Raw genomic sequence first — 7,118 nt, 5'->3', positions numbered from 1 at the left:
GTTCGTGGTCGCGCACATCATGACGCTGCCGTCGCATTTCATGCCGGAGGTAGCGGTGGCGACGATCCTGGTCTCGCTGACGGTCACCGTCGGCATCGGCCTTGCCGGCACCTGGCGGGTGCTCGGCCACAAGGCGGCGCCGGTGCTGCGCAACCTCTGACCGAGCGCGGCTCCAAGTCCCGGCCCGATTAAATCTTTGTAAGAATGCCCGGCGGAAGGCCCAAAAACCGGCCTTTCGCACTCTCACAAAGCGTTACGACCCGTTACCGTCTTGTTCTTGACGTCAAGAACCATCATATTTCGCAACAGGCATGCTGGAGCCCCGCCAGCGGCGCCTGGTCCAGGGATCAATCCAAGCGGACCTGTCACCGGACGGGGCAGAAGCAACAGAGGATTTCCAATGGCTGATCCCATTCGCAACTACCAGACGGGCGCCGCCTCCGGCGCGCGCGTCGATATCGATCAGGGCCTGCGCGCCTATATGATCAAGGTCTACAACCTCATGGGGCTTGGCCTGCTCATTACCGGCCTTGCCGCCTGGGGCGCCTTCCACCTCGCCGTGACCGGCGACGGCCAGCTGACCGGTTTCGGCCAGCTCATCTATGCCAGCGCCTTCCGCTGGGTCGTCATCCTGGCGCCGCTCGCCGCGGTGATGTTCCTGTCGTTCCGCATCCAGTCGATGAGCGTGGCGGCGGCGCAGACCACGTTCTGGGTCTATGCTGGCCTTGTCGGCCTGTCGCTGTCGACGATCTTCCTCGTCTACACCGGCACCAGCATCACCCAGACCTTCTTCGCCACGGCCGCGGCCTTCGGCGGTCTGTCGCTCTACGGCTATACGACCAGGCGCGACCTGTCGGCGTTCGGCTCGTTCCTGATCATGGGCGTGATCGGCCTGCTGATCGCGATGCTGATCAATATCTTCCTGCAGTCGTCGGCGCTCGCGTTCGCCATTTCGGCGATCGGCGTGCTGGTCTTCGCCGGCCTCACCGCCTACGACACGCAGAAGATCAAGGAGATGTATTTCGAGGGTGACGTCGCCGACGTCGCCGGCCGCAAGGCGATCATGGGCGCGCTGCGCCTCTATCTCGACTTCATCAACCTGTTCATGTTCCTGCTGCAGTTCATGGGCGACCGCCGCTAAGGGCGTTACCCGGTCTCACTGGACCATAGAGTTGAGAAAGGGCGGCCTAACGGCCGCCCTTTCCTTTTGTGCATGCCTTTGCTGTTATCGAGGCAGGAAAATGAACTGCATAGATTATGAGCAATATTGCGATCAGGGCTGCGACTGCGGCCGACCTTGACCGGATCACTGAAATCTACGCCGATGCGGTCGTCCACGGCACGGCGAGCTACGAGCTGGAGCCGCCCACCCGCGCTGAAATGGGCAACCGATTCGACACTCTGGCGGCGGGTGGCTTCCCCTATCTGGTGGCGGAAAAGGGCGGCGCCGTGCTCGGCTACGCCTATGCCGGACCGTTCCGGCCGCGCCCCGCCTACCGATTCGTCATCGAGGATTCGGTCTATGTCGCGCCCGAGGCCAAGGGGCAGGGCGTGGGCTCGCTGCTGATGCGGGCGCTGATCGAAGCGGCGCGCGCGGCGGGCTTCCGCCAGATCATCGCGGTCATCGGCGACGGCCATGCCGAGAGCGCCTCGGTACGGCTGCACGAGAAGCTCGGCTTCCGCCATTCCGGGCGGTTGGAAGGATCCGGCTACAAGCACGGGCGCTGGCTGGACACGGTGTTCATGCAGCTGTCGCTGAATGGCGGCGCAGAGCTGCCACCGGATCCTGATTCGCTGCCGGAGCGGCGGTTCAGGCTCGGAGGGAAATGAGCAAAATGGGAAAATGGGAATTGAAGAAATGAGGAATTGAAGAACTGAAGAAAAGAAGATCATTTTATCAGGCGCGTAGCGCCTCTTTTCCTCAATTCTTCAGTTCTTCAATTCTCCAGTTCCTCTTCTCACGCCTCAACCACCTTCAGCTTGGCATCGAAGACCCCAAGCACGCGGCCGAGTTCCTGGCCGCGCTTGAGGATGCGGCCGCCCGCCGCGATGACGGCGAATGCGCCCTGCCGGCGCGCCAGTTTCGGGTCCTTGACGATCTGGAACAGCGGCACTTCGCTGGCTCGGCGGAAGACGGAAAAGACAGCGCGATCAGTGAGATGGTCGATGGCATAGTCGCGCCATTCATTGGCCGCCACCATGCGCCCGTAGAGCCTCAGTATCTGGTCGAGCTCGCGCCGGTCGAATCGCACCGGCTGGTCGAGGCGTGCGCTGCGCGCCTCGTGCAACGGGATCAATATTCCGGATGCTTCCCCATCCTCCGTCCCGCTGCTGTGATCGGTCATGCCTCGATCCTTCGATTGAATCATGCGCCGGCCAAGGTTCGCGCTTTCAGGTTCAAATTGCAAGGGCCGGGCAGGCATGCGCAGGGTCGTGCGCTTTCCCAAACGTCCAGTCACGTTTGCGAAACACATGTTGGAATTGGTGATACTCTGCCACATTCTTGCCACAAATAATCCGCGCTCATGCCCCAATCTCCGACGAGTTTACCGGCGTTGCCTGAGACGGTTCGGTCCGGCACCGGCTCGTAAACCCCAAGCCCCCCGCCCACGGGTCAGCGTCGGATCGAACCAACCTCGGTTTTTCCTTGGAAAAATCAGGTGCGACGATCCCAAAACCTGAATGACCGGCGTCAGAAGCAAGCTGACGCCGGTTTTTTATTGCTTGGCGAAGCGGAGCTCTCCTTCTCCCCTTGTGGGAGAAGGTGGATCGGCGCGCAGCGCCGAGACGGATGAGGGGTGTTCCAGGAACGCCGACGTCTCACTCCGCTGGAACACCCCTCATCCGTCGCCTTCGGCGACACCTTCTCCCACAAGGGGAGAAGGGGGGGCCAGGCAATCACGGCTTATGGATGAAGGCAGCGCCGAGGATCGGGCCGGGCATGCCGTCCTTGCCGACCGACTGCAGCAGCACCGCGCAGCCGCCCTTCTTGGCGATCTCGGTCATCGGCAATTCGTAACGCTGCGCCTTGCCGTGCCACATGCCGGCGGTCTGGATGTCGGAAACGGCGTTCCAGTAGGTCAGGCTGCGGCCGCTGTTCTCGCCCTGGCCGATCTTCACCATCTGCGGCGGATCGAAATAGACGATCACCACATGGGCGTCCGCCGGGCCGTTGCCGGCATCGCCGGCGTCGATTATGACGCGGTCGCTGGTGCGGCTCACCTTGATGGCGACCCGCATGCCTTCGCCGGTCCTGTCCATCCGGGCCAAGGCGCCGTCGACATCCTTGCGGCTGGCGCCGTTGACATGGCTGCGGCCGTTGATGACGGCTTGCGGCGTATAGACCGAGCGGCTGCCGAAGGCGCGCATATAGTCATATTGGCGCTCGGTGTTCTCCTTGGTGCTCAGCGTGTCCTGCCAGCCGAGATAGTCCCAGTAATTGACGTGGTAGGCGAGCGCGACGATGTCGTCCTTGCCGGCGAGCTCGGCGAAGAGCTCGTCGGCCGGCGGACAGGAACTGCAGCCCTGGCTGGTGAACAATTCGACCACGCCCAATGGCCTGTCGGTTTGGGGCTTATCGGTCGCGGCCTTCTCAGGCTCGGCTGCCAGGGCCACGCCGCCCAACGCCGTAAGGGCCAGCGCTGCTCCCGCAAGCCGCAATCGTCCTCGAAATGCCATGACTTTTCCAATTCCCGCCGGTGACGCCGGCTTTGTTCTGATTGCTAAAATATGTGGCAGAAGCGGCGGTCAACGGGAAGTCACGTTGCGGTGAAATTTTTGCTGTTTCAGCCACAGGTAAGGCGCAATAGGAGAGCGGTTGCATTTCAAGGCGCGGTTCGATTCGCGAGCAGCATCCTCACCATGTGGCAAACTCTCCTGACCCCTGTCGATCTTTATTGCGAACGGACGGGATCAGGACTTTGGGCGGAGCCGGCTAATGCTTTGACCAACCTGGCTTTCATTGCCGCGGGACTGTCGGGCGTCCGGCAAGTGCGGCGATACAGGACCGGCACCTTCGCCGAGGTGCTGGCCTGGTGGGTGGTGGTGATCGGCATCGGCTCGACGGGCTGATGCTGGCGGTGCTGCTGGCCGCAACGGCGGGGGTTTGAAAGCAAGGGCAGTAGAGCAGTAGGGCAGTAGGCAGTAGGGCAGTAGGAAGTGTCTTTCCCTACTTCCTAACTGCCCTCCTCCCTTATTCCCCTATTAAGCAGCCAAATCCCGCAGCACGTACTGCAAGATGCCGCCGTTCTTGAAGTAGTCGAGCTCATCCAGTGTATCGATGCGGCAGATGATCGGCACGTTCTTCACCGTGCCGTCGCCAAAGGTCACCTTGGCGACCATCTTCTGGCGCGGCTTGATCGCATCCAGGCCGTCGATCTCGACCAGCTCGTCGCCCTTCAGATTGAGCGAAGCCCATGAGGTGCCTTCCTCGAAGACGAAGGGGATGACGCCCATGCCGACCAGGTTCGAGCGGTGGATGCGCTCGAAGGACTGGGCGATGACCGCGCGGACACCCAGCAGGTTCGTTCCCTTGGCCGCCCAGTCGCGCGAGGAGCCGTTGCCGTATTCGACGCCGGCGAAGATCACCAGCGGCACGCCGTCCTTCTTGTACTCCATGGCGGCGTCGTAGATCGACATCTCCTCCTTAGAAGGATAGTGGATCGTGTAGCCGCCCTCACGGCCATTCTCGCCCAGCATATGGTTGCGGATGCGGATGTTGGCGAAGGTGCCGCGCATCATCACCTCATGGTTGCCGCGCCGCGTGCCGTACTGGTTGAAGTCGGCGACGCCGACGCCATGCTCGGTGAGGTACTTGCCGGCCGGCGAGGCGGCCTTGATCGAACCCGCCGGCGAGATGTGGTCGGTGGTGATCTTGTCGCCGAAGAGGCCAAGCACGCGCGCGCCCTTGATGTCGCCGACTTTGCCGAAGGCGCGGCCCATGCCGGCGAAATAGGGCGGGTTCTGCACATAGGTCGAATTGTCGTCCCAGGCATAGGTCTGGCCTTCCGGCGCCTTGACCTTCTGCCAGTAGGCGTCGCCCTTGAAGACGTCGGCATATTTGCGGGCGAACAGCTCGCGCGTGACGTTCTTCTCGATGAACTCCTGGATCTCGGCCGAGGTCGGCCAGACGTCCTTGAGATAGACCGGTTTGCCGTCGCTGCCCTCGCCGAGCGGCTCGGTGGTCAGGTCCTTGGTCACCGTGCCGGCCAGCGCATGCGCCACCACCAGCGGCGGCGAGGCGAGGTAGTTCGCCTGCACGTCCGGCGAGACGCGGCCTTCGAAGTTGCGGTTGCCGGACAAGACTGCGGCGGCGATCAGGCCCTTGTCGTTGATGGTCTTGGAGATCGGCGCCGGCAGCGGGCCGGAATTGCCGATGCAGGTGGTGCAGCCGAAGCCGACCAGGTTGAAGCCGATCTGGTCGAGCTCCTTCTGCAGGCCGGATTTTTCCAGATATTCGGCGACCACCTGGCTGCCGGGGGCGAGCGAGGTTTTCACCCACGGCTTCTGCTTCAGGCCGCGCCGGTTGGCGTTGCGGGCCAAGAGGCCGGCGCCGATCAGCACGCTCGGGTTCGAGGTGTTGGTGCAGGACGTGATGGCGGCGATGACGACGTCGCCATGGCCAAGATCGTGGCCGGTGCCTTCGACAGCATAGCGCTTCGAGATCTCGGCGGCCTTCTTGTATTCGGTCTCCATCGCCTTGGCGAAGCCGGCCGGAACGTCCTGCAGGGCGACGCGGCCCTCGGGACGCTTCGGCCCGGCCATCGACGGCACGACATCGCCGAGGTCGAGCTCGAGCAGGTCGGTGAAGACCGGATCGGCCGAGCCGGCGTCACGCCACATGCCTTGCGCCTTCGAATAGGCCTCGACCAGCGCGATACGGCTTTCCTCGCGGCCGGACATGGTGAGGTAGCGGATGGTTTCCGAATCGACCGGGAAGAAGCCGCAGGTCGCGCCATATTCCGGCGCCATGTTGCCGATGGTGGCGCGGTCGGCCAGCGTCATGTTAGAGAGGCCGGGGCCGAAGAACTCGACGAACTTGCCGACGACGCCCTTCTTGCGCAGCATCTGGGTGACGGTGAGCACGAGGTCGGTGGCGGTGACGCCTTCCTTGAGCCTGCCGGTGAGGCGGAAGCCGATGACCTCGGGCAGAAGCATGGAGACCGGCTGGCCGAGCATCGCGGCCTCGGCCTCGATGCCGCCGACGCCCCAGCCGAGCACGCCGAGGCCGTTGATCATGGTGGTGTGCGAATCGGTGCCGACGCAGGTGTCGGGATAGGCGACCGTCTCGCCATCCTCGCTGTTGGTCCACACCACCTGTCCCAGATATTCGAGATTGACCTGGTGGCAGATGCCGGTGCCGGGCGGCACGACGCGGAAGTTGCGGAAGGCCTGCTGGCCCCATTTCAGGAACCTATAGCGCTCCTCGTTGCGCTCATATTCGAGCTCGACATTGCGGGCGAAAGCCATCGGCGTGCCGAACTCGTCAACGATGACGGAATGGTCGATGACGAGGTCGACCGGCACCAGCGGGTTGATCTTTTCCGGATCGCCGCCGAGCGCCTTGATGCCGTCGCGCATGGCGGCGAGGTCGACCACGGCCGGAACGCCGGTGAAATCCTGCATGAGCACGCGGGCCGGGCGATAGGCGATCTCGACGCCGGCGGTGCCTTTGTCGGTCAGCCAGGCGGCGACCGCCTGGATGCTCTCCTTGGTGACGGAGCGGCCGTCTTCGTTGCGGAGCAGGTTCTCCAGCAGCACCTTCATCGAATAGGGCAGCTGGGCGATGCCGGTGAGGCCGTTCTTCTCGGCCTCGACGAGGTCGAAATAGACATAGTCCGCGCCACCCGCGGTCAGGGTGCGGCGGCAGTTGAAACTGTCGAGGGATTTTGACACGTGCGATCCGTCCTTGTCTGTTCAGCCTGAAAGGGAACGGACGCCGATGGCATGCAATCACGCGCAAAGGTGCGGGTACGGCCATTTCCGCTGTCCGCTCCCAAGCAACCCGAGCCGTTCAAGGCGGCGCGTGCGCTGGTTCGGCGCTAATTCTGTTCCCGCGCCGACCGCTGGCACGTATGAACCGCATATAGAGAATTTCCTGGAATAGTTCTAGACAGACA

At 63.1% G+C, this 7,118-nt stretch carries 5 protein-coding genes and 1 pseudogene; 3 read left to right on the top strand and 3 right to left on the bottom strand.

The genetic code is table 11. The features are described from left to right. Positions 1 to 400: 400 nt before the first annotated feature. Both EOA23_RS11230 and EOA23_RS11225 read left to right on the top strand, forming a co-directional pair. Positions 401 to 1,141, top strand: a complete 741-nt coding sequence (locus EOA23_RS11230) for a Bax inhibitor-1/YccA family protein (protein WP_126063630.1) — start codon at positions 401 to 403, stop codon at positions 1,139 to 1,141. A 116-nt stretch (positions 1,142 to 1,257) separates the two neighbouring features. Then, positions 1,258 to 1,830, top strand: a complete 573-nt coding sequence (locus tag EOA23_RS11225; protein WP_127304118.1) for a GNAT family N-acetyltransferase — start codon at positions 1,258 to 1,260, stop codon at positions 1,828 to 1,830. 128 nt (positions 1,831 to 1,958) lie between these two features. Here EOA23_RS11225 and EOA23_RS11220 read toward each other — a convergent pair whose 3' ends face one another. Next, entirely contained in the window at positions 1,959 to 2,345 is a 387-nt protein-coding gene (locus tag EOA23_RS11220) for a DUF2794 domain-containing protein (RefSeq protein ID WP_095820344.1), read from the bottom strand. A 553-nt stretch (positions 2,346 to 2,898) separates the two neighbouring features. Beyond that, positions 2,899 to 3,678: a thioredoxin family protein gene (locus tag EOA23_RS11215; RefSeq protein WP_127304116.1), complete on the bottom strand. Its 780-nt coding sequence runs from the start codon at positions 3,676 to 3,678 to the stop codon at positions 2,899 to 2,901. 183 nt (positions 3,679 to 3,861) lie between these two features. Between EOA23_RS11215 and EOA23_RS11210 the strand changes: the two are divergent. Next, positions 3,862 to 4,065: pseudogene (locus tag EOA23_RS11210) on the top strand (hypothetical protein); the annotation flags it as partial. Between the two features lie 138 nt (positions 4,066 to 4,203). Here EOA23_RS11210 and acnA read toward each other — a convergent pair. Beyond that, complete coding sequence (gene acnA, locus EOA23_RS11205) at positions 4,204 to 6,894, bottom strand: aconitate hydratase AcnA (protein ID WP_127304114.1); 2,691 nt, start codon at positions 6,892 to 6,894, stop codon at positions 4,204 to 4,206. Positions 6,895 to 7,118: the final 224 nt, after the last annotated feature.

This window comes from Mesorhizobium sp. M2A.F.Ca.ET.042.01.1.1 (genome assembly GCF_003997405.1).
GTDB lineage: Bacteria > Pseudomonadota > Alphaproteobacteria > Rhizobiales > Rhizobiaceae > Mesorhizobium.
Note: the sequence above shows the minus strand (reverse complement) of the source record. Positions and strands in the feature narration are given on the sequence as shown.

Excerpts from the sequence above, each read along its gene's own strand:
- EOA23_RS11225 (WP_127304118.1), top strand. The coding sequence starts at position 1,258 with ATGAGCAATATTGCGATCAGGGCTGCGACTGCGGCCGACCTTGACCGG.
- EOA23_RS11215 (WP_127304116.1), bottom strand. The coding sequence starts at position 3,678 with ATGGCATTTCGAGGACGATTGCGGCTTGCGGGAGCAGCGCTGGCCCTT.
- EOA23_RS11230 (WP_126063630.1), top strand. The coding sequence starts at position 401 with ATGGCTGATCCCATTCGCAACTACCAGACGGGCGCCGCCTCCGGCGCG.
- EOA23_RS11220 (WP_095820344.1), bottom strand. The coding sequence starts at position 2,345 with ATGACCGATCACAGCAGCGGGACGGAGGATGGGGAAGCATCCGGAATA.